At 63.3% G+C, this 23,618-nt stretch carries 22 protein-coding genes and 2 pseudogenes; 4 read left to right on the top strand and 20 right to left on the bottom strand.

Annotation, left to right across the window (positions count from 1 at the left end; all coding sequences use genetic code 11):
* Positions 1-388 precede the first annotated feature (388 nt).
* From GNZ13_RS28530 to GNZ13_RS28485, 10 genes are all read right to left on the bottom strand, one after another.
* Complete coding sequence (locus GNZ13_RS28530) at positions 389-1,150, bottom strand: hydratase (protein WP_172170809.1); 762 nt, start codon at positions 1,148-1,150, stop codon at positions 389-391.
* 322 nt (positions 1,151-1,472) lie between these two features.
* Positions 1,473-3,257, bottom strand: coding sequence for a methyl-accepting chemotaxis protein (locus tag GNZ13_RS28525; RefSeq protein ID WP_172170807.1), 1,785 nt, complete (start codon positions 3,255-3,257; stop codon positions 1,473-1,475).
* Positions 3,258-3,784: 527 nt separating this feature from the next.
* Positions 3,785-4,825 carry a LacI family DNA-binding transcriptional regulator gene (locus GNZ13_RS28520; RefSeq protein ID WP_172170805.1) on the bottom strand — a complete coding sequence of 347 codons (1,041 nt, stop codon included), beginning with the start codon at positions 4,823-4,825 and terminating at the stop codon, positions 3,785-3,787.
* Positions 4,826-4,987: 162 nt separating this feature from the next.
* Positions 4,988-6,061, bottom strand: a complete 1,074-nt coding sequence (locus GNZ13_RS28515; protein ID WP_172170803.1) for an ABC transporter permease — start codon at positions 6,059-6,061, stop codon at positions 4,988-4,990.
* Positions 6,058-7,653, bottom strand: coding sequence for a sugar ABC transporter ATP-binding protein (locus tag GNZ13_RS28510; RefSeq protein ID WP_172170801.1), 1,596 nt, complete (start codon positions 7,651-7,653; stop codon positions 6,058-6,060). Before GNZ13_RS28510 ends, GNZ13_RS28515 begins: the two co-directional genes overlap by 4 nt.
* Before the next feature lie 328 nt (positions 7,654-7,981).
* Complete coding sequence (locus GNZ13_RS28505) at positions 7,982-8,944, bottom strand: sugar ABC transporter substrate-binding protein (RefSeq protein ID WP_172170799.1); 963 nt, start codon at positions 8,942-8,944, stop codon at positions 7,982-7,984.
* A 408-nt stretch (positions 8,945-9,352) separates the two neighbouring features.
* Complete coding sequence (gene corA / locus GNZ13_RS28500) at positions 9,353-10,330, bottom strand: magnesium/cobalt transporter CorA (protein ID WP_172170797.1); 978 nt, start codon at positions 10,328-10,330, stop codon at positions 9,353-9,355.
* Positions 10,331-10,559: 229 nt separating this feature from the next.
* Positions 10,560-11,000 (bottom strand): hypothetical protein, encoded by a 441-nt coding sequence (locus tag GNZ13_RS28495; RefSeq protein WP_172170795.1) that lies wholly within the window; start codon positions 10,998-11,000, stop codon positions 10,560-10,562.
* Positions 11,001-11,093: 93 nt separating this feature from the next.
* Positions 11,094-11,510, bottom strand: coding sequence for a type II toxin-antitoxin system VapC family toxin (locus GNZ13_RS28490; RefSeq protein ID WP_172170793.1), 417 nt, complete (start codon positions 11,508-11,510; stop codon positions 11,094-11,096).
* Positions 11,497-11,733, bottom strand: a complete 237-nt coding sequence (locus tag GNZ13_RS28485) for a FitA-like ribbon-helix-helix domain-containing protein (RefSeq protein ID WP_172170791.1) — start codon at positions 11,731-11,733, stop codon at positions 11,497-11,499. Before GNZ13_RS28485 ends, GNZ13_RS28490 begins: the two co-directional genes overlap by 14 nt.
* Positions 11,734-12,011: 278 nt before the next feature.
* Here GNZ13_RS28485 and cydX point away from each other — a divergent pair, with 278 nt between their 5' ends.
* Positions 12,012-12,161, top strand: coding sequence for a cytochrome bd-I oxidase subunit CydX (gene cydX, locus GNZ13_RS28480; protein ID WP_172170789.1), 150 nt, complete (start codon positions 12,012-12,014; stop codon positions 12,159-12,161).
* On the top strand, positions 12,158-12,778 hold the full coding sequence (locus GNZ13_RS28475; RefSeq protein ID WP_172170787.1) for an AAA family ATPase: 621 nt from the start codon (positions 12,158-12,160) through the stop codon (positions 12,776-12,778). The genes cydX and GNZ13_RS28475 overlap by 4 nt, the downstream gene beginning before the upstream one ends.
* 247 nt (positions 12,779-13,025) lie before the next feature.
* Here GNZ13_RS28475 and GNZ13_RS28470 read toward each other — a convergent pair whose 3' ends face one another.
* The 3 genes from GNZ13_RS28470 to GNZ13_RS28460 all read right to left on the bottom strand — a co-directional run bounded on the left by GNZ13_RS28470 (position 13,026) and on the right by GNZ13_RS28460 (position 15,773).
* Positions 13,026-14,123, bottom strand: a complete 1,098-nt coding sequence (locus GNZ13_RS28470; protein ID WP_172170785.1) for a saccharopine dehydrogenase family protein — start codon at positions 14,121-14,123, stop codon at positions 13,026-13,028.
* A 224-nt stretch (positions 14,124-14,347) separates the two neighbouring features.
* Complete coding sequence (locus GNZ13_RS28465) at positions 14,348-14,806, bottom strand: Lrp/AsnC family transcriptional regulator (protein WP_172170783.1); 459 nt, start codon at positions 14,804-14,806, stop codon at positions 14,348-14,350.
* An 82-nt stretch (positions 14,807-14,888) separates the two neighbouring features.
* A complete protein-coding gene (locus GNZ13_RS28460) occupies positions 14,889-15,773 on the bottom strand; it encodes a LysR substrate-binding domain-containing protein (RefSeq protein ID WP_172170781.1) in 885 nt (294 codons plus the stop codon).
* Positions 15,774-15,960: 187 nt separating this feature from the next.
* Between GNZ13_RS28460 and GNZ13_RS28455 the strand changes: the two are divergent.
* Positions 15,961-16,471: pseudogene (locus GNZ13_RS28455) on the top strand (Spy/CpxP family protein refolding chaperone); the annotation flags it as partial.
* A gap of 369 nt (positions 16,472-16,840) precedes the next feature.
* Positions 16,841-17,278: a PGDYG domain-containing protein gene (locus GNZ13_RS28450; RefSeq protein ID WP_172170777.1), complete on the top strand. Its 438-nt coding sequence runs from the start codon at positions 16,841-16,843 to the stop codon at positions 17,276-17,278.
* Position 17,279: 1 nt separating this feature from the next.
* On the opposite strand, the gene GNZ13_RS28445 is transcribed toward GNZ13_RS28450, so the two are convergent.
* The 7 genes and pseudogenes from GNZ13_RS28445 to GNZ13_RS28415 all read right to left on the bottom strand — a co-directional run.
* The gene (locus tag GNZ13_RS28445; RefSeq protein ID WP_172170775.1) at positions 17,280-17,651 is read right to left on the bottom strand and encodes a DUF3022 domain-containing protein; all 372 of its coding nucleotides are present in this window, start codon (positions 17,649-17,651) and stop codon (positions 17,280-17,282) included.
* A gap of 111 nt (positions 17,652-17,762) precedes the next feature.
* Positions 17,763-18,572, bottom strand: a complete 810-nt coding sequence (locus tag GNZ13_RS28440; protein WP_172170773.1) for a YhfC family intramembrane metalloprotease — start codon at positions 18,570-18,572, stop codon at positions 17,763-17,765.
* 60 nt (positions 18,573-18,632) lie between these two features.
* Entirely contained in the window at positions 18,633-19,841 is a 1,209-nt protein-coding gene (locus tag GNZ13_RS28435; protein ID WP_172170771.1) for a LacI family DNA-binding transcriptional regulator, read from the bottom strand.
* Complete coding sequence (locus tag GNZ13_RS28430) at positions 19,838-20,803, bottom strand: 2-hydroxyacid dehydrogenase (RefSeq protein WP_172170769.1); 966 nt, start codon at positions 20,801-20,803, stop codon at positions 19,838-19,840. Before GNZ13_RS28430 ends, GNZ13_RS28435 begins: the two co-directional genes overlap by 4 nt.
* A 4-nt stretch (positions 20,804-20,807) precedes the next feature.
* A complete protein-coding gene (locus tag GNZ13_RS28425; RefSeq protein ID WP_172170767.1) occupies positions 20,808-22,103 on the bottom strand; it encodes an MFS transporter in 1,296 nt (431 codons plus the stop codon).
* 210 nt (positions 22,104-22,313) lie between these two features.
* On the bottom strand, positions 22,314-23,297 hold the full coding sequence (locus tag GNZ13_RS28420) for a sugar kinase (RefSeq protein ID WP_172170765.1): 984 nt from the start codon (positions 23,295-23,297) through the stop codon (positions 22,314-22,316).
* A gap of 40 nt (positions 23,298-23,337) precedes the next feature.
* A pseudogene (locus GNZ13_RS28415) lies at positions 23,338-23,618 on the bottom strand (sugar phosphate isomerase/epimerase); the annotation flags it as partial.

The raw sequence follows: 23,618 nt of genomic DNA, 5'->3' as shown, positions 1-23,618 counted from the left end.
ATTCGCGATGCTGACCAGAAGCGCTGTTCAACGGCGCATCGTCTAACGGTTCGTCAACCCACGGGCGGTTTTGTTCCACGTCATTTCACATGGCGTGCGGTGGATCGCCACCCGGTGGATCGCCACCCGGTGGATCGCCTTGCGCTTGCCGCTCATGCCTCGCCCTCGTATTAACCGCGTCAGCGGCATGGTTAGCCGAACGCATAACTGGATCACGGCCGCACCATGGGTTGCTTCATAGGTATATATACGGCAAAGCGTCTAGTGCAGATGCGGCAAATGTAAAACGGCCACCCGCGGGCAGCCGTTTGCTTGATGTTTCGTAATGAGCGGTTACAAGCCGACGGTTACAAGCGGACCGTTACAAGTACACCGCGCCACGCTCAGCTCAGGTCAGTTCAATCTCCACTTCCCCGAGACCGTCGATGTGGCCGCGCACAATGCCCGGCTTGTCCACATTGTGCGCACCGACATACGAACCGGTGGTGAGCGTCCATTCCGGCTCGATGGTGATGCCCATGGCGGCGCAATGGTTGACGAACCACACCAGCAGTTCGCGCGGATCGCCAGCCGGATTGCCGGTGGCGTCCGGCACCAGCGAGTTGCCGTCGAAACTCAGCTCCAGTTCGGGCGATACGAAATCGAAGCCGCGCGCGAGGCCTGCATAGGCAACCGGATGACCGGTGATCAATGCGCCGTTGTTCTGTGCGTCGGCCAGTTGCGCGAGCGGCGCGACATTGGGCCACTCGGTAAAGCGGCTATCGACGATCTCGATGGTCGGCAGCACGACACCAACCTTCGAGAGCACCTCGTCACGCGCATAAGCCCGGCCGCGCGGCTCGATTGCCTCGGCGAAACGAAAGGCGATCTCCAGCTCCACCAGCACCCTGAAGAAGCCGGAATGGGCCACCCGCGCGGGGGACGGCAGCACCAGCGAAGCCGGAATCGGCGCGCCCGCGGCGGCCCCGCCCGGCGCTCTGGCGCCGACCTTCCACGCACCCGTCGAATCGCCGAGGCCTGCGATGACAGCCTGCTGGATCGCGTATGCGGTTGCCGCGTCAGGCGGCAGGCTGTCGGGTGGGGGCGCATCGATCGGGCGATGCTGCCGGCGGGCTTCGACGAGGCGGTTCGCGAGGTCGTATGGCGTCATGTCGGTCCTTTATGGCTGGCGCGTTGAGCGGTGGGCTGCCGCTGAGTCGCAGCAGTTGGGATAGCGGGCTCACGGTTCGCGCGCTGACAGCCTGAAGCGGCCATGTTGCCGATGCAAGCCGTAGTCGCGCCCGTCAATGTACCGGATCACGACGCTCACCAGGGCGCGGACAACGATTGTGAACGTTACTTAGTCCGCAGACCATGAAAAAAGACCGCGGTTGCATGCACAATCGCGGTCTTTATCGTCATGCGGCCGATCCGCATAAGCGTGGTTCCGTCCAATGCTTCATCGGGAACGAATGTTGCATCACCGTGGCCGATCAGAAGGTTTCCCAATCCTGATCGCTGCCGGCGCTCGCCACTGCCTTGGCCGGCGCCCTCGTCGGTGCGGCGGAAACCGGCGTTGCCGCGGGTGCGGCAGGTGCCTTGGCTGCCGTAACGGGCTGCGCACCCGCTTGTGATACCGGATGTGACGTGGGATGTGACACTTTGCGTGCCGCCGTCGAGCGAACCGGCGTGGCCGCGCGCTTCGGCGCCGCGCTCACCGGCGCCTTGTAGCCGCTTTCTTCGAGCTGGAACACCGCGACCGCGGTACGCAGCTTGCCGGCCTGATCTTCGAGCGAAGACGCTGCCGCAGCGGCTTCTTCGACCAGCGCGGCATTCTGCTGCGTCACCTCGTCCATCTGGGTGACCGCGCGCGCCACCTGGTCGATGCCGCTGCTTTGCTCTTCCGAGGCCGCTGCGATCTCCCCCATGATATCGGTCACGCGCTGCACCGCACCGATGATCTCGGTCATGGTGCGGCCCGCTTCGTCGACCAGCGCCGAGCCCGACTGCACGCGCTCCACCGAAGTGTCGATCAGCTCCTTGATTTCCCTGGCCGCCGCCGACGAACGCTGCGCGAGGCTGCGCACTTCGCCTGCCACCACCGCGAACCCGCGCCCTTCTTCGCCGGCCCGCGCCGCTTCCACGGCCGCATTCAGGGCCAGGATGTTGGTCTGGAACGCAATCCCTTCGATGATCGAAATGATGTCGGCAATCTTCGCCGAGCTCTGATTGATGTCGCCCATCGTGCCGACCACCTGGCCGACCACCGCGCTGCCCTTGTTGGCAATCTCGGACGCATTGGCCGCCAGCGAGCTCGCCTGGCGAGCGTTGTCGGCGTTCTGCTTGACCGTGCCGGTCAGCTCTTCCATGCTCGACGCGGTTTCCTGCAGCGCCGACGCCTGCTCTTCCGTACGCGAGGACAGGTCGATATTGCCGGCCGCGATCTGGCGCGTGGCGGTCGCGATCGATTCACTACCGCCGCGCACCGTGCGCACCGTTTCGGTGAGACTGCGCTGCATTTTGGCGATGCCTTCGAGCAACTGCCCCATTTCGTCACGCGAGGTGACGACGACCGGGCGGCGCAGATCGCCAGCGGAAATCGTTTCGAAATGACCGAGGGCTTCGCCGAGCGGGCGGGCAATCGCGCGGCTGAGCGTCACGTAGGACAGCACGGCGGCGAGCACGCCGACCAGCAGTGCGCCGGCGCTCACCATGCGGAACACTTCGAAGCTGTTTTGCGCGGAGTCGTAACCTTGCTTGGCGGAGCCGAACTGGAACTTGCTCAGCGCGTCGTCCGAGTTGGCGAGATCGTTGTACGCTACCTGCAAGCGCTTGGCAGCGTCGACGACCTTGCTCTGGTCGTTCGCCGTGATGATCGCCGCAAACGCGTCCAATTGCTGGTGCAGCGCGTCGCGTTTGGCGATGACGTCCTGCGCGAGACGGTCTTCCTCAGCGTTGCGCGGCAGGTCCATATACTTTTTCCACCACATGTCGGACGAAGCTCGCATCGAACGCGCACGCTCGATCGTCGGCGCCGCGTCCGGCGTGCCGATCATGAACGCCGCGCGGTCGAGCGCCAGCCGCTCGCGCGCCGCATACAGCTCGGCGTCGCCGATATCGACAGCGCTCGGCATTGCATTGGTGAAAGTGTCCTGATAAGCGTCGTTCGAACGGCTCATGCCGAACAAACCGAAAACGCCGATGGCGACCAGCAGCGCGGCGAGAAAAGCCATCGTGAGGCCAATCCGCGCCTTGATCGTGATGCCTTTGTTCAACATGCTTGTTCCTGTACTTAGCAAATGAGAGGCTGCGTGCGCAGCGCGGGGTAGCGGGTGGCGTCTGCTTGCATGGCGCTGATTTGGGGCCGCGCTCTAATGCCCACGTTTACGGCATTCCACTTGCATACTTGAAGGTTTTATATGGTACGAAGAAAGACGTTGTAAGCAATTGGAAGAAATTACAAACCACTGACAGGCCGCGCCTGTGCCGAGGTCAAGCGGCGTTTTTGACATTCAGGGAAGTGAATTCAGGCGGCTCGGAAGGCCGAACGCGGAGAGGCGAGGTGGGTTCAAACGGGGGGCAAGCAGGGGGCAAGCAGGGGCCAAGCGGGGTTCAATCAGGGTTCAAGCGGAACCCTCGACTTGGGGGCGCAATGGCGCGCCTAAGAACGGGCGCAAAGCTCTCGCGCCCGACGCAGTGCTCGACTCTTGCTCAGGATCAACAGAGCGCAAAAGCAGCGCGAAAGACCGGACGCGAAGCCTTTCAGCTCGCGCCCGGCAACGCAGTGCCCGCGCAGTGCCCGATATCAGGCCGCCAGATCGCGCCTGGCTACGCCGGCCCATGTCGCGGTCGATTCGCGCACGATCAGGCGCGGCGACACGACACGCCGGCGACCCAGCGCGCGCGGACTGCCAGACGACGTCCCGGCGATGCGTTCGATCAGCGTCTGCGCGGCCATATCGCCGAGCGCGCGGACCGACTGCCCCACGGTCGAGAGCGACGGATAGGTGAATCGTCCCAGTTCGATATCGTCGAAACCGATGATCGAGCAATCGCGCGGCACGCTGATATTGCGCTCCGCCGCGGCGCGCAGCGCGCCGATGCCCATCATGTCGTTGCCGGCAAAAATCGCCGATGGCTTCACGGTATCGAACAGCTGCCCAGCCGCGCGATGGCCGCCTGTCCCCGAAAAATCGCTTTCGACAATCGCCCCGGACGGAATCTCGATGCCGCGCTCGGTCATGGCGCGGATAAAGCCGTGCACCCGCATGGCGCTCACCGCCGTCTTCACGGGCCCGGTGATGCAGCCGATCCGCACGTGCCCCAGTTCGAGCAGATGACGCGTCGCGAGATAACCGCCCTTCTCGTGGTCGATCTGCACCAGATCCGCGTTCACACCTTCGATATTGCGGTCCACGACGACTAGCGGCTCATGGGCGTCGGCGAGCGTCTGCGCCAGCACCGCGTCATCACCCGCGGAGGCGACGATCAGTCCGTCGATGCGCTTTTCCTGCAGCACGCGCAGATAGTTACGCTGCTTGGCCGGATCGTCGTCGGAATTGCAGAAGAACAGGCAGTAGCCGTTGCGCGAGCAACCATCCTCGATACCGCGCGCCATCTCCGCGAAATACGGGTTCGTGCTGTTCGGCACCACCAGACCGATCGTCGCCGTCGCCCGCGCCTTGAGCGAGCGAGCCACCGCCGACGGCACATAGTGAAGCTGACGGATCGCGTGTTCGACCTTCGCGCGCACGTCGGCCGACACCGGCCGTGAGTTGTTCACCACGTGCGATACCGTCGTGAACGACACCCCTGCCACGGCCGCTACATCCTTGATCGTCGCCATAACCTGTTGCTCTCCTGCCTGTTGTTCCCGCCGGCCACGCCACCTGGCGACCCACCGGACGTCTTCATCGAAGACAGACCAAACCCATGAATACTTACGCTTTACCGCATTTCCAGCTTCGACTGCTCTTGATACGCCAAGGTGCCGCAACCGGCGCCACCGTCATGCGCGCTTACGGCGGCTGCGGTAGGTATCCAGCACGACCGCCACCACGATCACCGCGCCGGTGATCATCCGCTTGGTCGGCTCGTTTGCGCCGATCTGCGCCAAGCCGGCCGCCAGCACCGAAATGATCAACACGCCGAAAAACGTGCTGATGACCGAACCGCGTCCGCCCATCAGGCTCGTGCCGCCAATCACCACCGCCGCGATCACCTGCAGCTCCATGCCGACGCCGGCGTTCGGGTCGGCCGCTTCCAGACGCGAAATCTGGAACAGCGCGGCCAGCCCGGCAAGCGCGCCCATCAACGCAAACACGATGACTTTGTAAGGCCGCGGATTGACGCCCGCGAGCCGCACCGCTTCCTCGTTGGTGCCGATGCCGACCAGATAACGGCCGAACACCGTGCGCGTGAGCACCAGTTGCGCAATCACCATCACCGCCACCGCGATCAGAAATGCCGGCGAGATGCCTAGCGCGATCGGATTCGACAGAAAATCGAACGCGTCGCCGATATACGCGGTGCGCGAATTGGTCATCTGATACGCCATGCCGCGCGCCGCTTCGAGCACGCCAAGCGACACGATGAACGACGGAATCCGCCAACCCACCGTCACCGCGCCGGTGATGGTGCCGGTCAGCGCCGCCGCGGCGACCCCGAGCAGCGCTGACGGCAGCGGTCCCCAGCCCCACTTCAACGCCGCCACGCTCACCACCGAGGCGCCCAGCGCCAGCACCGAACCCACCGACAGATCGATCCCGGCGATGATCAGCACGAAGGTCATGCCCACCGACATCACCACCAGATCGGGGATCTGATTGGCGATTGTGCTGAACGTGTCGTACGTCAAAAAGTGCGAACTCAGCAGCGAGAACAGCACGATCATCGCCAGCAACGCACCGGCGAGGCCCAGGTAGTTCGAAAAGCCGAGCCGCGTGCCGGCCGGCTTGCCACTTACCAGCGGCACCAGTGGCACCAGCGGCGCGGACGGGTCGGCTGCCGGCGTGACCGTTGCCCCTGCCTGCGGCGCGCCCGGTGTGCCACTCGATCCTTCACGTACCGATTGATCGGTCATGACAGACTCCCTGCTTCATGGGTGCCGGGGGCATGCAGCAGCGCTTCGCGGCTGCGATAGCCGGCGAAAGCCGCGGCCAGCAACGCGTCCTGCGACCAGTTGTCGCGCTCGAACACACCCGTCATCCTTCCTGCGGACATGACGCCGATCCGGTCGCAGATCAACATCAGTTCACGCAGGTCGCTCGACACCACGACAAGCGCGCGCCCGTCACGAGCGAGCGCACCCATCAAACCATAAATATCGAACTTCGCGCCGACGTCGATGCCGCGCGTAGGTTCGTCGAACAACAGCACACGGCAATCGCGCGCCAGCCAGCGGCCGATCACGACCTTCTGCTGGTTGCCGCCCGACAGCTCGCCGACAATCTGCCCCGGTCCCGAACTGCGAATCCGCATCGCGTCGATCTGCTTTTGCGCGAGTGCGTATTCGCGCTTCGCATCGACGATGCCGTGCCGCGCCACGCGGCCGATATTGCCGAGCGACACGTTGGCCGCGATCGGTTGCGGCAGCAACAGGCCTTCGCCTTTACGGTCTTCGGTAATCAGCGCGAGGCCGGCCCGCACCGCATCCGACGGCGAAGCAATCTGCACCGGCGTGGGCGGCGCACCCGGCGTTTTGGCCAGCGACACCGTCCCACTGTCCTTCTGATCGGCGCCGTAAATCAGCCGCATCAGTTCCGTGCGGCCCGCGCCGATCAACCCGCTGATGCCGAAAATCTCGCCCGCGCGCACCTCGAACGACACGTCGCGCACCGCCTTGTTGCGCGTGAGCCCGTCCACTTTCAACAATGGCGCGCCGATGTTGCGCGCGCCCAGATCGATCCGCTCGCCCAGTTCCCGGCCGACCATCCACGTGACGATCTCATCGCTCGTCAGGTTCGCCATGGCGTCGACATGCACCAGCTTGCCGTCGCGCAGCACCGCGACCTGCTCGGCCACCCGCGCCAGCTCTTCGAGCCGGTGCGAGATATAGACCAGCGCGACACCGCGCGCCTTGAGCCTGTCGATCTGCTCGAACAGCAGGTCCACTTCGCGCGCGGTCAGCATCGCGGTCGGCTCGTCGAGGATCAGCACGCGGCAGTCGTCGATCAGATTGCGCGCGATCTCCACCATCTGCTGATGCCCGATGCCGAGTTCGCCGACCAGCGTATCCGGATCGATCGCCTCGAGCCCGACTTGCGCCATCGCGTGGCGCGCATCCTCGCGCAGCTTGCGGCGATCGATCCAGCCGAAGCGGAACGCGCCCGCCTGTGGCAGACGGTTCAGAAACAGGTTTTCGGCCACCGACAGCGTCGGCAGCAGATTCAACTCCTGCATCACCATGCGCACGCCGAGCGCTTCGGCTTCCGTGCGGCTCGCCGGCGCGTAGGGCGCCCCGCCAAGGCGCATCGTGCCGGTGGTCGGGTCGACAAGGCCGCCGATAATTTTGGACAGCGTACTCTTGCCCGCGCCGTTCTCGCCCGTGAGCGCCAATACCTCACCGGCGCGCAGCGACAGCGACACGTCGGCGAGCACCGGTTCGGCATAAGTCTTACCGATGCCGCTTACAGACAGCACGGCAGGCAAGGCATCGTGATCGGTTGAATCCATCGCAATCCTGGTTCCGGGGCTCCCGGGGCGGCTTCATGCGATTCGCTCGCATGAGGCCGCCAACGACAGCCACGTGTCATGCCGGCCCAATGCGCGGAATGCGCAGGCGCTTTCGACCACGCCCCCTCTCGCCGCGCAGCCACCGTCATGACGCTTACCTCTGGATTTAACGGCGGCGCAGCAGGTTTCTTGAGCGTTTATTGAATTGGCGCGGATTCGCGTATTTTTTCCATGCATTCAGCATGCAATGGCGTGAGCGCGAACCCGCGTGCCCGGGTTTGTTACGGTGCTTCCTGTCGTGCGTATTCCGGTACTGGCTACCCGACGCTTACTTCGTCACCAGGTCGCACGGCGTTTCCACCACGCCGGACAACTGCGACTGCTTCTTGTGCTCGCTGATCGCCTTCAGCGCGGTGTCGATACCGAATACGGCCTGCTTGGCAGCGTACTGGTCGGCGGTGGCGAGCACGCGGCCGTCCTTGAGCATCGGCTTGATCGCGTTGATGTTGTCATAGCCGACCACCAGCACCTTGCCCTGCTTGCCGGCCGCGCGTATGGCCGAGACCGCGCCGATCGCCATATTGTCTTTGCCGGCCAGAAGCGCCTTCAGGTTCGGATACTCATTGAGCATAGCCGACGCCACCGCGTTGCCCTTGTCGATTTCCCATTCGCCCGATTGCACCGACACGACCTTGGCGCCGACGGTCTGCATGGCGTCCTTGAAGCCCGCGGTGCGTTGTTGCGCGTTGGTGGTGGTAGACACACCTTCGATAATGCCGACTTCGTCGCCCGCCTTCAGCTTTTTGGCCAGGTAGTCGCCGACCTTCTGCGCGCCCTTGCGGTTATCCGGGCCGACGAACGGCACGTTCAGATCTTTCGACTTGAGCACGTCCGGATCGAGCCGGTTGTCGATGTTCACGACGATGATGCCCGCGTCGACGGCCTTCTTGACGACCGGTACCAACGCCTTCGAGTCAGCCGGAGCCAGCACGATCGCATCGACCTTCGAGACAATCATCTGTTCGACGATCCGGATCTGGTTCGCGGTATCGGTCTCGTCCTTGATGCCGTTGGTGATCAGATCGAACTGGGAGGAATTGTGTTTCTGGTAGTCCTTCGCACCGGTTTCCATGGTCAGGAAGAACTCGTTCGCGAGCGACTTCATGACCAGCGCGACCTTCGGCTTATGGGCAGGTGCGCTTTGTGCGTATGCGGACGAAAACGGCAAAGCGGCGGTGGCGGTGACGAGAACTGCGGCCGCCAGCATGCGGCGGCGAATGCGATGGCTCATGCTTATCTCCAGAGTTTGTCGGGCTCACGGTCGAGCCGTATTTTTTAGTTGCGCGCAAACCTTTGCGAGGCCCATTCTCAGCGTGCCCGGTTCGGACTGTCAACGATTCGCAGCGTTGCGATGCACCGGGACGCAGAAAGTGCGTCGATGCGGTGCGCTCGATGGGTTCGACCCGGCGCGGCGGGTAAGCGCACCGGTAGGCTGCGTTTTGGCAAGGGTTCCTCGCTTGGTCTATGCGTGGCGAATTTGCCGCTAGCTGCAAGCTCCGCAGCCGGCGGGCCGCCTATGCTGGACTTTTATTGCGCACGGTGCAAGCGGGAACAACGCGGGGCGGTGGGGGTGTGGCGCGAATGTCGCAGCGGTGCGGCTGTATTGGACGGCACCGGCTGCTCGGCGGCTATCGGTGTGTTAAAGCCAGCCGGCCTTGCGGAAGCGCCAGTACAAGATCAGATCCACGGTCAGCATCACGGCAAGACAGACTGGGTAACCAAACTCGTAATGCAACTCGGGGATGCTCTGGAAGTTCATCCCGTAGATGCCGGCGATCATGGTCGGCACCGCGAACAACGCGGCGAACGAGCCGAGCCGCTTGGTCACCTCGCTTTCGACCAGCGAGATCATCCCCAGATTGATCTGCACCGCGGTAACCACCATTTCGCGCCGGCCGTCGATGGTTTTGACGATCCGCTCGAGGTGGTCGTAGACGTCGCGGAAATAGGCTTGCATGCCTTCGCAGATGCTCGGAATGCGGCCGCCCGTCAGTTTGCCGATCGCTGCCTGCAGGGGTGTAATGTGATGCTGCAAGATCACGAGACGGCGTTTCAACGAGTACAGATCCTCGATGATCGCGCGCGATGCCGCCGAATTGTTGCGCTCGAAGATGCGGTCTTCGAGTGCTTCGATCTCGGTGTTCATCGCCTCGACGATCGGAAAATAACGATCGACGATGTCGTCCGCCAGTGCGTACAGCACGAATGCCGAGCCCTCCTTGAGCAATTGCGGCTCGCGCTCGCAACGGGCGCGAACGTTCTGGAAGCCGGTGCGCGCACCGCGGCGCACCGACAGCACATAGTTGTGCCCTACGAAGACGTCGACCTCGCCGATCAGCAGTTCGCCCTCGTCGTCCATTTCCACGGTATGCATGACGGCGAATAGCGACTCGCCGTACTCCTCGATTTTCGGACGCTGATGGCCGTTTTGCGCATCTTCGATCGCGAGTTCGTGCAGGCCGAACTCGTGTTTCATCACCGCCAGTTCGCCCGGCTCCGGGTCTTTCAGCGCGACCCAGACGAAGCACTCGGGCCGCGCCACGTAGTCGCTGATGCTATCGATATCGATGTCAGCCAGCTTCCGGCCGTCCTGATAGGCGGCGCAATTGATCAGCATGTTGGATTACCTTGAAAACGGAACAGACCGGCCGGCTTCGCACTGTGTGTAAGCCCTGTGGCGGATCTGCATGAACGAATACACGACAGCCGCCATGTTAAGGGCTATGCGCGAACGTCATGTAGCCAATTGTTAAAGCTTGCGTGCGGGTGCGGGTGCGGGCGCGGTGCGGTTCGGTACTGCCCGGCACGACCCGCCGCAATCCGGCGTTGTCAGGACCTGCCCTGCGCTATTGGGCAACCCTGCGCAAAGCGATCCGGTGATCCTCGCTGAAGGTGACAGACGCGCGGTTCGTATAGCGCGTATCGGCCGTGACCATAAAGCGCATCTCCACGACCGGATCGAATTGCGTGGAGACACCGATGCGATGCACGCCCGCACTTAGATAGAAGACTACGTGTTCACCGTTCATCAGATCGGTGACCTGCTCGCCGTCGATATACACCAAGGCATCGCGGAACCGGACGATAAGGTCGCGAGAACGTTCGCGCCGCACGTCCACGGCAACCAGTCCGGTGCCGGGCTGCGTGTAACCGGGCTGGACGATTCGCGCTTGCGGCACCTCCTTGAACGCGACCGGTTCGGCAGGTGTCGAGGCGCAACCGGCGAGCGACGCGATAGCCAGCGCAAGCAGCGCGGCTTTGCAGTGGAAGTGCTGGCGCATCGGCATGCTGGGTCTCCCGTGTTATTGGTAGTGTTGCTCTTGTTATAGGCGCATTGCGCGATGTTGTGCACCCTCGGCTCTTGCGCGCCGGTTGAACGATCAGTCGAACGGGTTGACTACCCGGATGCCGGGTACTGCAAAATCGGCGACATTGCGTGTCACCACTACGAGGTCGCACGTCAGCGCAGTGGCGGCGATCAGTTTGTCGACGGCAGGCTCCGATTGGGGCACGCGCAGCCTGCCCCATGCATGGGCAGCGGCCTCGTCAATGGCCAAAATGCTCCTGGCAAACCTAGTCAGCACGGCGTTCATCCATCGTTCAAGCACGATTGCTTGTGGCAGGTCTCCGCGTTGCCGCACCTGCTCAACGCCGCGTCGCAATTCTCCTACAGTGATGACAGAAAGATAGAGTTCGCGCTCTTCCTTCTCCGCTTGCGTGAAAAATCGCCGTACCCCCGGATTAGCACGCTCCCAACGTCTGATCTCGCTAATGACGTTGGTATCAATCAAATACAACCGGAGCCTCGCGCCTGTCGTTCACCCGCTCAAAGTCCGAGTCTTCCCCAACATTGGGGATGCTCATCAATGCCCTGACGAACTGCCGGTTGTACACCTTCTGCAACGCCTCCTCCAGAATCGCCCGCTGCTCTTCCTCCACCGAGCGCCCATTCGCTTCAGCTTCGCGAATGAGTGCGTCATACAACGTTTGGTCAACGCCACGAATCCATAGATTTGCCATCCTGATTTCTCCCGCTCACACACTGCCACGCATCATAGCAACGCGCGGCCGTTCTGCCATCCTGGCCAAACGGCCAACTGTCTACGCGCCCACTTGCGCGCTGCCGCGTTCTTCTTCATGATCGCTGCAAAGCGCTGCGCTGTGGGCGCCGCGCGCTGCGGATTTACCCTCAGATCCGCCGCGTGCTACCTTTGTCTGCCAGACATGTTTGCTTCTCTACCGGCTATGCGCAGCGCTTCATCGCCTGCCTCGACGGACATACGCTCAAGGAGTCTGCAATGTGGTATTTCACCTGGATTCTCGGCATCGGCGTGGCATTGGGCTTCGGCATCATCAATGTGATGTGGCTGGAAGCCAGCGGCAAGTTCGCGCGCGACCCGCAGCACGCCGCCATCCCGCCCGCCGCGCCTGAGGACACGTCTTCGTGACTCACCTGGTTTTCTTCTGCGGTCACGCAGGCACCGGTAAGACAACCCTGGCAAAGAAGCTGATCGGCCCGCTCATGCAGGCGAGCGGTTCGCCCTTCTGCCTGCTCGATAAAGATACGCTGTTCGGCGGCTACAGCGCGGCCGCCATGGCCATGCTGACCGGCGATCCGAACGACCGCGACAGCCCGCTTTTCCTCCAGCACCTGCGCGATCCCGAGTATCGCGGCCTGCTCGATACCGCCCGCGACAATCTCGAACTCGGCGTCAGTGCGCTGGTGGTCGGGCCGCTCTCGCGCGAAGTGCGCGAGCGGCGCCTCTTCGATCGCGCCTGGCTGGGCGTCGGCGCGGACGTGGTCCTGCGGGTGGTGTGGATCACCACATCGGAAGAGATGGCACATCAGCGTATCGTCGATCGCGGCAATCCGAACGATGCCTATAAACTTGCGCATTGGGACGAGTATCGGCAGCGCCGCTTCGTGCCGAGCGGTGAGATTTGCGAAGATCTGTTGATGTTCGACAACACCTCGCCAACCCACGCGGACTACGAAGCGTTGCTCGCACGCCTAGTAGGCGGGCCGCATACGTCGTCTGCGATGCTGCCGCCGCTACCTATGTAGTTGCCCGTGCAGCTGCCTGTGTAGCTGCCTGTGTAGCTGCCCGTGTAGCTGCCTGAGTAGTGCCAAGCGTAGTAGCCCCTGCAGCAGCCTATTCAGCACCGGCGTCTGAACCGCAAAACGCCCCGCAGTGCGGGGTGTTCCTGCGCTTTTCTAAGGCGGCCTTCTACGAGGCCTTCTTCGTTGCGCGCGGCAGTCATTGCCACGTCGTCGCACGGCCCTCGGTTTTGAGCCTCAACGCGACAGCCGCTTACACCGTTACCATCGCATCCAGCGACTGCCCTTCGTACAGCTGGCCAAAGCGGTTCGCGAGGAAGTCGCGCAGCGACACCTGCTCCTGACGAATGAAGCCGCTTTGCGGCAGCTTCTGCTCGCGGAACAGATCGAGCACCGCGCACATCGCGCCAGCGGTGGTGATCTGGATCGCGCTCATCGGCACGCCGCACACGGTCTTTGCGAAGATCTTGCGGGTGAACACTTCCTGCACCAGTTGACCATCACGCATGCCGCTCACGGTGATGAACACCAGCACGACGTCTTGCGCGGTCGAAGGCACCGAACGGCGCATGATGGTCTTGAGCGTATCGCGGTCGCTCGCAAGACGCAGGTCTTCCAGCAGGAACTGCATCAGGTTGCGGTGGCCCGGATAGCGCACCGACTTGTAGTCGAGCGATTCGACCCGACCCGACAGCGTTTCGCATAGCGTACCCAGGCCGCCGGACGTATTGAACGCTTCGTATTCGGTACCGTCGAGCGAGAAGTGTTCGAGGCCTTCGAGCGGCTGCACCCACTGCGTGCGGCTGTCGCGGATCGCTTCGCACGGCTGGCAGTACTCGTTGATCAGGCCATCGACGCTCCACGTCAGGTTGTACTTCAGCGCGTTGGTCGGGAACTCCGGCAGCGCGCCGACGCGCATCTTGACGTCGCGGATTTCAGTGAAACGGTTTGCCAGTTCATGCGCGGCGATACCGATGAAGCCCGGCGCCAGACCGCACTGGGGCATAAAGGCGTGATCGGCGGAGTCGGCGATCTCGCGAATCGCGTGGGTGGCGCGCACGTCTTCGGTCAGATCGAAGTAGTGAACACCCGCGCCCTTGGCGGCCGAGGCCACGTTCACCGCCAGGTAATACGGCAGCGCGTTGACGAGCGCGTCAAAGCCTTGAACGGCGGCGCGCAGCGCGGCAGCGTCAGCGGAATCGACGCGGCGGGTCGGAATGCCCTGGGCGGCGAGCTTATCGAGCGCGTTCTGGTCGCGGTCGAACGCGACGACGTCGTAGTCGCCGGTTTCGCGCAACATATGGGCGATGGTGTGACCGATCAAACCTGCGCCAACGATGGCTACTTTCATGCGCTTCTCCTTGTTCTGTGTCTGCTGTCTCCAGCTTGGGAAGTGCGCCGCGCTTAAGCGCGGCGCCCGGCGGGCTGAACCCTTGAGACACAGTTTAGGGAGAAGCAAAAACAGTTCATACGAGCAAAATGCTGCGCTATGACCATGAACTTCGACGTTATGACGACACTATCAGTCGATATGTCGAAAACATGTCAAAACGGCGTAAAAATTGGGCAGCGGGATCACACCATGCCGCGGTCGATCTTGCGCGCAAGAATGATCGACGTCGTGGTTCGCTCCACCCCTTCCAGGCCGCCGATCTCGTCGAGCAGATCGTTGAGGCGATCGGGCGAATCGGCGCGCAGCCAAGCAACATAGTCGAACTCGCCGCTCACCGCGCAGAGCAGTTGCACCTCGGGCATCTTGCCGAGACGTTTCTGCACGGCAGGCCCGTACTTCGGCGCGATGATGATGCCGACGTATGCCTGGATGCTCGAGTCGAGCACGTCCTGGCCGAGCCGCACGCTATAGCCGCCGATCACGTTGCTGCGCTCGAGCCGGGCGATCCGGGCGATCACGGTGGTGCGCGCCACGTCCAGTTGACGCGCGAGATTGGCAACGCTCTCACGAGCGTTGGCTTGCAGCAGCGCAACGAGGTTGCGGTCGAGGTTGTCGAGTTGGTCGAGGCGCGGAGGTCTCATCGGGGGTAAGAAGTTGGTCAGCAGTGGAGCGGATTATCGCGCGTCTTTAACATCGGGCGGCACGCAGAGGAACGCCGAAAGATCACACCCCGAACCGCTCGATCACGAAATCGATAAAGCTGGTGAGCTTCGGCGTGGCGCGGCGGTCGCGTGGGTAGACCAGATGGACGGGCGCGCCCTCGGGCAAATAGTCTTCCAGCACCGACACCAGTTCGCCGCTGGCGATCTCTCTCGCAAGCAGCGCCTCCGGCTGCAACACCAGCCCGAAGCCACGTAATGCGGCAACCTTGAGCGCCTGGCCGTTGTTCGCCCGGAACCGTCCGGCGCGCAGCTGGTTTTCGTCCGCGGTCTCGCCGCCTAGCCGCCACAAACCCTCGCGGCCCCAATGCAGAAAACCGAGGCATTCGTGTTGCATGAGATCGGCCGGCGTGCGCGGTGTGCCGGCCCGCTCCAGATAGGCCGGCGACGCGCATGCGCGCATCCGGTAAGGCTTCAACGGCCGCGCGACGAAACCGGAATCCGGCAAATGGCCGATTCGCACCGACGCATCGAAGCCCTCTTCCACCAGGTCGATCACGCGATTCGACAGATCCAGTTCGAGGCTCACGTCCGGCCAGGCGTTCAGGTAGTCGGTCATCGCCGGGGCAAAGACTTCGACGCCGTACGTCAGCGGCACCGTCACCTTCAGCACTCCACGCGGCGCGGCTGCCATTGCCTCGGCAAGAGACTCCGCCTCCTTGACGTCCGCCAGAATACGCCTGCAGTGCTCGTAATAGTGCCTGCCGATTTCAGTCAGGCTCTGACGGCGCGTGGTGCGCGTCAGCAGCCGCGTCGCGAGCCGCGTTTCAAGCGAGCGGATGTGCTTGCCCACCATCGCCGACGAAATGTCAAATCGCTCGGCCGCCGCCGTGAGACTGCCCGCTTCGACCACGGCGACGAAGATTTCCATGCTGACGAATTTGTCCACCCGCTATTTCCTGTTCGTTTCGGTTGTAAGCGTTTGTCGCACAAGAGCCGCATTGTAGGGATATCGTGATACTAATAGCGGCGACGGCGAAGTGGGCAGCCGGCCGCCTTGCGTCGCTATGCCGACGCGTGTTGGGCCGCTCGCCATGCTCGTCTTGTCCTAATTCGAATAGACATCAGGAGTTTCGATGAAAAAAGCACTCGTAATGCTGGCCACCGCAGTCGCCATGAGCGGCGCGTTCGCACAAACTTCCGCGCCGGCTTCGGCACCGATGGGCGCCTCGGCTTCGGCACCTGCCGCAAAAGTTGGCCACGAGCGCAATGTCGAAGACCGCATCGCCTACCTGCACACGCAGTTGAAGATCACGCCGGCGCAGGAATCGCAATGGAACGCGTTCGCCGATGTCATGCGCAACAATGGCCAGACGATGGGGCAGTTGTTCCAGCAGCGCAAGGCCGACACGAACCTGTCGGCGATCGACGACATGAAGCAATACGCGACGATCGCGCAAGCGCATGCGGACGGCATGAAGAAACTGGTCGATGCGTTCGATCCGCTGTATAGCAGCTTCTCGCCGGAACAGAAGAAGCTGGCCGACGTGACGTTCCATCAGGGCGGCCCTGAGGGCGGCCATCGTCACCATGGCAAGGGTGACGGCAAGAAGGCACCGGCGAGCGAATGATGCGACTGTGAAGCCGCAAGCGGCTAACTGCACGGTTGATTACGCGCAGCGCGAGTTTCTGCGCTGCGCGTCCGGTTCTTTTGCCTTTGGCGGCGGGATCTGTCCGCGTGCCTACGGCGCTGGTCTTCGCCCAATCAGCGTGCCACACGGCGCTTTCTGTCTACGAGCCCGCTTTACAGGCGAACGACCCAAGCCGTTCCGTCCGAGGCTGATGTTCTTGCCGTTCAGATCGGCGAGCGCCGGATCGAACCGGACCTGCTCGCCGCCTTCCCCGCCTATGGCAAAAGAAGCCGATCTTCAAATGCATCTGGCATGATTGCGAGTACGTGGCGTCGAGACACCAAGTTCCGGCGCGGCTGTCTATCTCTCTACACCCACTCGCTTCATGACCGAACTCAAAAATCTCGACCTGAGTAAAGATGCCAACGCCCAGCGCGTCGTCAAAAACGAAACCGTGAGCGTTGAATTCGCCGCCGCCGAGGGCGAGCTGATGAGCCTGGAAGGCCCGAACCGCTATGCCCGCGGCGACGCGCTGATCGCCGGCTCGACCGGCGACCGATGGGTCGTCTCGCGCGAACGTTTCGACGCCAAATACCTGCCGGAAGACCCCGCCCTCGCTCACGGCGAACCGGGCGCTTATCGCAACCGTCCGGCCGTCGTGCTGGCCAAACAGATGAACGAAGCGTTTTCACTGGCCCGCTCAGCGAGTGGCGGCGATGTGCTGCACGGCGCCGCCGGTGACTGGATCATGCAGTACGCCCCGGGCGACTACGGCGTGGTGCAGGCCGCACGCTTCGCGAAGGTCTATCGGCTTGCCGATTGACTTAAGCAAACTCGTCGCCGAGATCCACCGTCACATCGCGCGGCACCGCCTCGCCGTTCGCATACTGCTCTTCGAGCGAGCCGATGCTCGCCTCGACATACGCCCGCAGCACCGCGAAACTCCGGCCACGCAGCCGCGCCGGCAACGCGCGATAACGCGCCAACGCCGTCGGCGCAATCACCACGGTCATCACGATACGGCGCGCGGCCGCACCGAAACGCATTGCAACCCAATGTATCGCCAACGTCGGCGGCGTGGCGTCTTCGCCCGCACGCTGGATGAACTGCGTCTGCTCGGGAAACAGATCGCTGATGACGCGCGCCAATTCCTCGAACTCGAGATTCGCGCAGTCGTATTGGTAAGCTTCTTCCATGAGGTGTGCCGAAAGGATGAGCCTGAACGGTGTACCGAAAGGGTACGCCGAAAGTTAGAGAATCACGGATGGTCTGTGTAGCAAGCGGCTCACAAGTGGCTCAAAAGCGACTCACACGGCAACCGCCGGCCGACGGAACGCTCTGAACAGCAAACCCGCGACAATCACCGCCCCCAGCGCATACACGCCGTCCACCTCGGCGAGCGACACGAGTTGCGCCTGGAACAACGCGGCCGGCACGTCGACCAGCGCATGCAGCGCAATCGCGAGCGGCAGGATTCCACGCCACCCAGCCCGTACGCCGCGCCACATCAGCACCGACAAGCCGATCTGGAACACCAGCGCGGCCACCCGTTCGAGCGCGAAAATGCCGGCCGTCTGCGGCGTCAGGCTGGCTAGAATCAGGTGGATGCGCATCACGGAGTCAGTCGGCAGATTGCTCAGATAGCCGTCCAGTTCGCCGCGGTTTTCGAAGACGGCGAACAGGATCCATTGAAGCTGCACCAGCACACCGACCAGCCAGGCTTCAGCGCCGCCGTGGCCGAGGCCGTAGGTCAGCGCCATGCCGTCACCGGTGCTCGCAGCGGACCCGGACTTCGCTGCCGCGCGCTTGAGCAAAAGGCGCATGCCGATGAAACGCCCCACTTCCTCGCAGATACCCGCAACCAGTGCGCCGTACACCACGAAGGCCAGCGGATTGGACAGGAAGGTGGCGGTCGCTTCGTTCCGATGCAGCACGTAGTCATTCAGCGCGCGCTCGATCACCGTCGCGAACAGGGCGAACACGGCGATGCCGACGATTGCGTCGCGGGGGTTCAGCGCGAGCGGCCGGCGCAGACGGCGGTAGATCAGGAACGGTAAGGCGCCGACCAGCAGCGTCGCGACGGCGAGGCTCGAGAGGGTAAGCGGTGCAACAACCATGAGTTTCCTTGCGATGACCGGCGCGCACCCGCTGCGCGCCGCAGCCCGAATGATCGCAGATCAGCGCGAAGTTGACGCGCGGACGATCAGTTCGCCTGGCAGGAGGCAGTCGCGCGCGGTGGTTTGCACCCCTTCGATGCGCTCGTGGAGGAACTCGACCGCGCGGTAGCCGATCTCGTAGGTCGGCTGGCGAATCGTGGTAACGCCGGTCAATTCGGCCCATTCTGGATCGTCGATCGACAGCAGCGCGACGCGCGCCTGCCAATCCGCGCCATATCGCGCCTTCAGATGGAGGGCGAGGCACAGCGCGACCGGCGCGTTGGCCGCGAACAAGGCAATGCGTCTGGGTTTGCCGGTGGCGCTATCTATGGCGTTGCCTGTCGCGTTATCAGTGGCGCTGCGTGCGGCGCTGCGTCCGGCGTTTCCTGTCGCGTTGGCCACGGCCCCGCGAGGACCGCCAGCCGCATCAATTGCGCGGTCCAGTTCGGCGAGGGCACGCTCCACGGCTGCCGGCTCCGCAAGGTTCAGCACCAACGTATGTCCAAGCGCGCCGCCCTTGCTGCCCGTCCTGCTACCTTCGCCTTTGCCACCAAGTCCACCCTCACGGCCCTTGGCACCCGCGCCGCTCATCACCTCGCGAAACGCCGCCTCGCGCAGTTGCCGCGAACTGACTTGCTCGAAGGGCTGCACGACGAACCAGATATCGTCGAACCCATTGTCGAGCAGATGCCGCGTGCCGAGCTCAGCGGCCGCCCGGTTGTCCAGTCCGACCATGTCGGCGACGAGCCCTTCCACCGAACGGTCGACCAGCACCGCCGGGATCCCCCCGTCGCCCACCGGCCGCAGTGTTTCCTCGCGCACGCCGAGCGCGTTGACGATCACGCCCTCCACGCGATACGTGGTCAGCAGTTGCAGATAGCGCCGCTCCATTTCGACTTCGTTGGCCGCGTGGCAGATCAGCGGCATCAAGCCAAGCGCGTGGCAAGCGGCTTCCACGCCTTGCAGCACTTCGACGGAATACGGGTTGGTCAAATCGGCGACCAGCATGCCGATCAGGCGATTGCGGCCACGCTTGAGGCCGCGCGCCATCTGATTCGGCTGATAGTCGAGACGCTCGATCGCAGCCTCGATGCGCGCGCGCAATTCCGGCGACAGCACGCTCATCTCGCCATTCAGATAGCGCGAGATACTGGTCTTGCCCGTGCCTGCTTCGCGCGCGACGTCGGTGATCGTCGCGCGGCGGGTGGTGGCAAGCGGCGTCGTGCTCATTTCTTCAACACTTCGCGATTGACGATATTGATCGCGAGCGTACCCTCGAGCGCGGCGACGAGGTTTTCCGCCGCGTTGCGCGCCATCGCATGACGGGTCTCGTGCGTCGCCGAACCGATATGCGGCAGCGCTACCACGTTCGCCATTTTCAGCAGCGGCGAATCGGCCGGCAGCGGTTCGGTCTCGAACACGTCCAGACCCGCGCCGTGAATCGTGCCGTTTTGCAGGGCCTCGATCAGCGCCTGCTCATCGACCGTGGCGCCGCGCGATGCGTTGATCAGGATCGCGTTCTTCTTCATCGACTTGAGTTCCGCCGCGCCGATCATGTGCTTTGTCTCGGACGTGAGCGGCACCTGCAGACACACGAAATCAGAGGTGGCGAGCAGCTCCGCCAACTCGACGCGGCGTGCACCGTAGGTCTGTTCCGCCTGCGCGTTCGCGCTGCGATTCGTGTACAGCACCTTCATGTTGAAGCCGAGCGCCGCGCGCCGCGCGACCGCGCCGCCGATCCGTCCCAGCCCGACGATGCCGAGCGTCTTGCCCTGCACGTCGACACCGAAATGTGCGGGTCCGATGCTGTGCTTCCACTGGCCTGCCTTCACCCACTCCGCGAGTTCGACCACGCGCCGCGCCGACGCGAGGATCAGCGAGAACACCGTATCCGCGGTGGATTCAGTCAGTACGTCCGGCGTATGCGCGAGCAGAATGCCGCGGCGCGTGAGGTCGGCGACGTCGAACTGGTCGTAGCCCACCGAGATGGTCGACAGCGCCTTCAGACGGCTCGCGCCTTCGAGCATCGCCGACGAGATTTTCACGCTCGAACCGATGCCGCCGTCCGCGTCCTTCAACGCGGCGACGAATGTGCCGTGCTGCGCCGGGTGGACCTGCACGACTTCCGCATGCTGTTGCAGATACGCGAGCACATCCTCGGGCAGCGACTTCCAGGCGACGATCTTCTTCATCTGCTTATTTTCCTTGCAACGGTGTAGCGAGCGTGGCGGGCTTGCTCAGTGGCTGCGCTTGCGGCTGCGGTTTGACGATCAGCGTCAGAATCACCGCGGCGACCAGCGCGACGCTCATGAACGCATAGGATGCCGCGGGCGTTCCGGTCGCGCCATTCAGATAGCCGACCACGTACGAGCCGACGAACGAACCGAGCGCTCCCATGCTGTTGATCAGCGCCATCGCACCGCCCGCGACGTTCCTCGGCAGCAGCTCCGGCACGATCGCGAAGAACGGTCCGTACGGCGCATACATCGCACCGCCGGCAATCACCAGCAGCGCGTACGAAATCCAGAAGTGCGTGGAGCCGAGCGCATACGATGCGGCGAACGCAACCGCACCGACCAGCAGGAACGGCCACACGAACACTTTGCGGCGGTTGAGTTTATCCGATGCCCACGAAGCCGCAAGCATGGCGATCGTTGCAGCCAGATACGGCAGCGCCGAGAGCCAGCCGGTTTCGACCATGCCGAGCGTCGAACCGTTCTTCAGAATCGACGGCAGCCACAACACGAAACCGTACACGCCGATGCTCCAGCAAAAATACTGCGCGCACAGCTTGATGACCGCAGGCGTGCGGAACGCTTCGCTGTAATTGCGCACCGGCTTGATCGCGGCCTGCTCGGCGCGCAAGGTTTCGGCGAGGTCGTCCTTTTGCTGCTGCGTGAGCCACGACACCTGCTGCGGCTTGTCCCGCACGATGAACCACCAGCACACCGCCCAGAGGATCGCGGGCGCGCCTTCGGCGATGAACATGTGACGCCAGCCGAACGAGTGCACCAGATAGCCGGATACCACCGACATCCACAGCACCGTCACCGGATTGCCGAGAATCAGAAAGGTGTTGGCCCGCGAGCGCTCGCTCTTCGTGAACCAGTTGCTGATGAAAATCAGCATCGCCGGCATCACCGCGGCTTCGACGACGCCGAGCACGAAGCGGATCACCATCAGCGAGGGGATATTGCTGACCATGCCGGTCAGCGCCGCGCAACCGCCCCACAGGATCAGGCTCCAGAACACGAGCTTTTTCACGCTGCGGCGTTCCGCGTAAATCGCGCCGGGAATCTGGAAGAAGAAATAGCCGAGAAAGAACAACGCGCCGATCAACGACGACAGCCCTTTGCTGATGCCGAGGTCCTGGTTGATGCCGGCGGCCGATGCGAAACCATAGTTCGCACGGTCGAGATAAGCAAGGCTGTACGTGATGAATACGATCGGCATGATCGTCCACCAGCGGCGAATTGCAAGCGATGAGGTCATAGGAGTCTCCTTTGTCGACCACAGTTGGCGCTTTAGCGCTTACTCTGGTCCCATGCAAGATAGTTGCTAACGGCTTCCCGAGGCAATAAGGGGCGGTCATGGGGCGCTGTTCGAGCGCTCTTGCTGTTATCGAGCTAGCTAATGCTGGATGGCCGGATGGCTGAACGGCTGAATGCACTGGACGCGGCGTTGTGCGCGGCTCACCCGCGCTCAGGCCGCGGTTGCGACGCGCGGCACATCGGCACGTTCGAGCGCGTCGAGTTCGGCGCGGCTCGGCAGGCCTTCCGAATCGCCGATCACCTGGATCGCCAGTGCGCCGATGCGGTTGCCGCGCGCGACCGCTTGCGGCAGTGTCTTGCCTTCGAGCAGCGCGCTGACCACGCCGACAGCGAAGCCATCGCCCGCGCCAACCGTGTCCACCACCTTCGCCACCGGTTGACCGGCGATCACGGCGGCATCGTCGGCGGTGCGAAAGTACGCGCCTTCTGCGCCGAGCTTGATGATCACGCCGCGCGCGCCCTGGTCGAGATAAAACCTTGCGATGTCGTCCGGCTGCGTATAGCCGGTCAGGATCTCGCCTTCGCCGATGCCGGGCAGCACCCAGTCGGCCAAAGCGGCGAGCGCATTCAGCCCTTCGACCATCGCGGCGCGCGAGGGCCACAGCGTCGGGCGCAGATTCGGGTCGAACGAAATGGTCTTGCCTGTGGCACGCATTTCACGCGCCAGATGGAATGCGAGTTCGCACGAGCTCGCCGAGATTGCCGGCGCCACGCCCGTGAGATGGAGATGACGCGCGGGCAGCACGTAATCGGCCGCGTAGTCGGCCAACGACAGGTGGCTCGCCGCCGACCCCTTGCGGAAGTACTCGACGGCCGGATCGTTGCCGTCGTCGTTCTTCGACTTCAGCTGGAAACCGGTCGGGTAGCGCTCGTCGGTGGTGACGCAGCGTTGGTCGATGCCTTCTTTCTTCAGCGTGTCGCGCACGTACTGGCCGAACGAATCGTTGCCGACCCGGCTCATCCAACCCACCTTGAAACCCAGTCGCGACAGACCGATCGCCACATTCAGATCGGCACCCGCGACGCGCTTGGTGAATTGCCCGACGCCGGCGAGCGCGCCGGTGTCGGCGGCCACGAACATGGCCATCGCTTCGCCGTAAGTGATGACGTCGAGTGCTGCGGTTGTGTTGCTCATGCTTCGCTCCTGCGTATTTTTTTAAGGTCCTGCGCGCCGCTTACGCGGCGGCCAGCCACGCGACGTAGTGCGCCGCGTCCGCTTCGATACGGTTCGCATCGAACGGAAATTCAATGCCGCGCGGCACGTGGCGCGGCAGCTTGTCGAGCACTGCGGCGAACTGCGTGTCTCCAGCGGCCGGCGCGGCGGGAAAGCGTCGTGCGCCCTCGCCCACCGCCGTCTTGCAATGGATGTATTCGACGTGTGCAGCCAGCGGCCCGGCGGCATCGAGCGGCGCGACATCGCGCCATGCCCAGTTGCCGATGTCGAAGGTCATGCCGA

The sequence above is a fragment of the Paraburkholderia elongata genome (assembly GCF_013177735.1).
In the GTDB taxonomy this organism is placed as follows: Bacteria; Pseudomonadota; Gammaproteobacteria; order Burkholderiales; family Burkholderiaceae; genus Paraburkholderia; species Paraburkholderia elongata.
Note: the sequence above shows the minus strand (reverse complement) of the source record. Positions and strands in the feature narration are given on the sequence as shown.

Excerpts from the sequence above, each read along its gene's own strand:
- GNZ13_RS28530 (WP_172170809.1), bottom strand. The coding sequence starts at position 1,150 with ATGACGCCATACGACCTCGCGAACCGCCTCGTCGAAGCCCGCCGGCAG.
- GNZ13_RS28525 (WP_172170807.1), bottom strand. The coding sequence starts at position 3,257 with ATGTTGAACAAAGGCATCACGATCAAGGCGCGGATTGGCCTCACGATG.
- GNZ13_RS28520 (WP_172170805.1), bottom strand. The coding sequence starts at position 4,825 with ATGGCGACGATCAAGGATGTAGCGGCCGTGGCAGGGGTGTCGTTCACG.
- GNZ13_RS28515 (WP_172170803.1), bottom strand. The coding sequence starts at position 6,061 with ATGACCGATCAATCGGTACGTGAAGGATCGAGTGGCACACCGGGCGCG.
- GNZ13_RS28510 (WP_172170801.1), bottom strand. The coding sequence starts at position 7,653 with ATGGATTCAACCGATCACGATGCCTTGCCTGCCGTGCTGTCTGTAAGC.
- GNZ13_RS28505 (WP_172170799.1), bottom strand. The coding sequence starts at position 8,944 with ATGAGCCATCGCATTCGCCGCCGCATGCTGGCGGCCGCAGTTCTCGTC.
- corA (WP_172170797.1), bottom strand. The coding sequence starts at position 10,330 with ATGCTGATCAATTGCGCCGCCTATCAGGACGGCCGGAAGCTGGCTGAC.
- GNZ13_RS28495 (WP_172170795.1), bottom strand. The coding sequence starts at position 11,000 with ATGCCGATGCGCCAGCACTTCCACTGCAAAGCCGCGCTGCTTGCGCTG.
- GNZ13_RS28485 (WP_172170791.1), bottom strand. The coding sequence starts at position 11,733 with ATGGCAAATCTATGGATTCGTGGCGTTGACCAAACGTTGTATGACGCA.
- cydX (WP_172170789.1), top strand. The coding sequence starts at position 12,012 with ATGTGGTATTTCACCTGGATTCTCGGCATCGGCGTGGCATTGGGCTTC.
- GNZ13_RS28470 (WP_172170785.1), bottom strand. The coding sequence starts at position 14,123 with ATGAAAGTAGCCATCGTTGGCGCAGGTTTGATCGGTCACACCATCGCC.
- GNZ13_RS28465 (WP_172170783.1), bottom strand. The coding sequence starts at position 14,806 with ATGAGACCTCCGCGCCTCGACCAACTCGACAACCTCGACCGCAACCTC.
- GNZ13_RS28450 (WP_172170777.1), top strand. The coding sequence starts at position 16,841 with ATGACCGAACTCAAAAATCTCGACCTGAGTAAAGATGCCAACGCCCAG.
- GNZ13_RS28445 (WP_172170775.1), bottom strand. The coding sequence starts at position 17,651 with ATGGAAGAAGCTTACCAATACGACTGCGCGAATCTCGAGTTCGAGGAA.
- GNZ13_RS28440 (WP_172170773.1), bottom strand. The coding sequence starts at position 18,572 with ATGGTTGTTGCACCGCTTACCCTCTCGAGCCTCGCCGTCGCGACGCTG.
- GNZ13_RS28435 (WP_172170771.1), bottom strand. The coding sequence starts at position 19,841 with ATGAGCACGACGCCGCTTGCCACCACCCGCCGCGCGACGATCACCGAC.
- GNZ13_RS28430 (WP_172170769.1), bottom strand. The coding sequence starts at position 20,803 with ATGAAGAAGATCGTCGCCTGGAAGTCGCTGCCCGAGGATGTGCTCGCG.
- GNZ13_RS28425 (WP_172170767.1), bottom strand. The coding sequence starts at position 22,103 with ATGACCTCATCGCTTGCAATTCGCCGCTGGTGGACGATCATGCCGATC.
- GNZ13_RS28420 (WP_172170765.1), bottom strand. The coding sequence starts at position 23,297 with ATGAGCAACACAACCGCAGCACTCGACGTCATCACTTACGGCGAAGCG.